The sequence below is a fragment of the Borrelia hispanica CRI genome (assembly GCF_000500065.1).
GTDB classification, from domain to species: Bacteria; Spirochaetota; Spirochaetia; order Borreliales; family Borreliaceae; genus Borrelia; species Borrelia hispanica.
Genome location: NZ_AYOU01000109.1, coordinates 1 through 2,483, shown reverse-complemented (window position 1 = coordinate 2,483; position 2,483 = coordinate 1). Strand labels below are relative to the sequence as shown.

General features: G+C 21.6%; 2 protein-coding genes. Both read left to right on the top strand.

Going from position 1 to position 2,483, the window contains the following annotated elements; translation table 11 throughout:
- Positions 1-110: 110 nt before the first annotated feature.
- The gene (locus tag U880_RS0103210; RefSeq protein ID WP_024654560.1) at positions 111-797 is read left to right on the top strand and encodes a plasmid maintenance protein; all 687 of its coding nucleotides are present in this window, start codon (positions 111-113) and stop codon (positions 795-797) included.
- 994 nt (positions 798-1,791) lie between these two features.
- Positions 1,792-2,478, top strand: a complete 687-nt coding sequence (locus U880_RS0103200) for a plasmid maintenance protein (RefSeq protein ID WP_024654560.1) — start codon at positions 1,792-1,794, stop codon at positions 2,476-2,478.
- The last annotated feature ends 5 nt before the right edge of the window (positions 2,479-2,483 follow it).

Sequence of the window (2,483 nt, the reverse complement as noted above, 5' to 3'; positions counted from 1 at the left end):
TGCAAAATTTTCATAATCAAATTTATATGAAATAATTTTTAATATTGTTTACATTTAGAAAAATATTATGTATAATTTAGAAAAAATGAGTTCGTAGTAGGAGAAACTAAATGACCAAACAAAAATTAGAACTTAATACACAACCATTAAAACAATATCACACTAGATACTATAAAATATTATCAATGCTTAAATACTTTCAAAAAAATGCTATTAATTACAATCAAACAAAAATATTAAATACATTAAATTATTTCCTTAAAAAGGATGATATTAAAATAATAACACTCAGAACACTGAGACAAGATTTATGCTTTTTATGTAAAAATGGCATTATTGAAAAAACACTAATCAGATTGGGTAAAGGGAATGGTTCTTATATAAGATATGCTGTTAACAAATATAGCAATAACAACTTGAACCGTTTACTAGAAAGTAAACAATCTATAGTTGAACATGATGCTAATGCGATATATAAATTCACAAAGAAAACACAAAAAAAATATTTACAAAACAAAAGGGTTAAAATTTATAAATCTAAAAATGCAACTAAAAATGTCAGTCATATTATAAATAATAAAAAAGAAATAAAAAATGAGAGAAAAAATGATATTACCTTTAAAATAAACAAAGTTACCAAAGGAAAAACTATGAGATATTTAGATAAAATAGAAGAAAATAAAAATAAAAAAAGATATGAAGAGAGTATTTTGAGGGTAAAAAATTGGTTGAATCAATCAAAGCTTGAAGAATTTGCAAATAGGGGTTATGATAATCAGAGCAATGAAGAGGAATAAAGTATCTAGTCATAGAAAAATTGATAGGCATTCTTTCTAAGAGGAATGATATAAAGAAAACAGTTTTTTATAGAAAAGATTTTTGTTTGGCTAATGATTATTACCAAGCATATAAAAAGGCTCTAAACAATCTTTTAAAAAAGCAACAAAGACAAATTGTCCAGTTATAGACAAAAGAAATATTAATATTATAAGTATATAAATAATAAAGAATATTTAGAAAATATTCATAAAAAATATGAACATAGGTTGAAAAAAAGAATTTAATGTAGTAACATGTGTTGTATAATGTGGTTATTTTTGTAACTACCTATAATGAACTGTTTGGTTGAGAACCTTTTAGTAGGTTGTGTTAATGTTCTTGGCTTAGGATTATTAACAAAATCTACTATTTCCCAGTTATTTTATATCAATTTTTCGTTTTTTTAAATATTTTTTAATGTAAATTTAATATTTATTATCTATATTTATTATCTATTATTAAAGATAATAAATTCTTATTAAAGGATTTTAAGGAATATCTAATTTTTATATTGACTTTGCCTATCCAATATTACACTAAAAGTATTTAATTTATACTAATTAATTTATACTCATTTTTTCAACTAATTTATAATTGATAGCAAAATTCTTTATATGTTAAAAACATATTTTATATAATCCTTTTAATAAATTGTAATAGAGAGTTTTTAAGAGGACGTAAGATAATTTACATACAAATAATTATATTTAGCAGTCAATACTGTTCACTTTCATTTCTCAAATAAATTTTATTCCATTAAACAATAATGTCAAAGTACTTTTTACCCACTAACAAATCATAAATCCTATAAAATTAATTTTACAAAATTGAAATTAATAACTATCCTGACATAATAAATTTTTGCAAAATTTTCATAATCAAATTTATATGAAATAATTTTTAATATTGTTTACATTTAGAAAAATATTATGTATAATTTAGAAAAAATGAGTTCGTAGTAGGAGAAACTAAATGACCAAACAAAAATTAGAACTTAATACACAACCATTAAAACAATATCACACTAGATACTATAAAATATTATCAATGCTTAAATACTTTCAAAAAAATGCTATTAATTACAATCAAACAAAAATATTAAATACATTAAATTATTTCCTTAAAAAGGATGATATTAAAATAATAACACTCAGAACACTGAGACAAGATTTATGCTTTTTATGTAAAAATGGCATTATTGAAAAAACACTAATCAGATTGGGTAAAGGGAATGGTTCTTATATAAGATATGCTGTTAACAAATATAGCAATAACAACTTGAACCGTTTACTAGAAAGTAAACAATCTATAGTTGAACATGATGCTAATGCGATATATAAATTCACAAAGAAAACACAAAAAAAATATTTACAAAACAAAAGGGTTAAAATTTATAAATCTAAAAATGCAACTAAAAATGTCAGTCATATTATAAATAATAAAAAAGAAATAAAAAATGAGAGAAAAAATGATATTACCTTTAAAATAAACAAAGTTACCAAAGGAAAAACTATGAGATATTTAGATAAAATAGAAGAAAATAAAAATAAAAAAAGATATGAAGAGAGTATTTTGAGGGTAAAAAATTGGTTGAATCAATCAAAGCTTGAAGAATTTGCAAATAGGGGTTATGATAATCAGAGCAATGAAGAGGAATAAAGTAT

Excerpts from the sequence above, each read along its gene's own strand:
- U880_RS0103210 (WP_024654560.1), top strand. The coding sequence starts at position 111 with ATGACCAAACAAAAATTAGAACTTAATACACAACCATTAAAACAATAT.
- U880_RS0103200 (WP_024654560.1), top strand. The coding sequence starts at position 1,792 with ATGACCAAACAAAAATTAGAACTTAATACACAACCATTAAAACAATAT.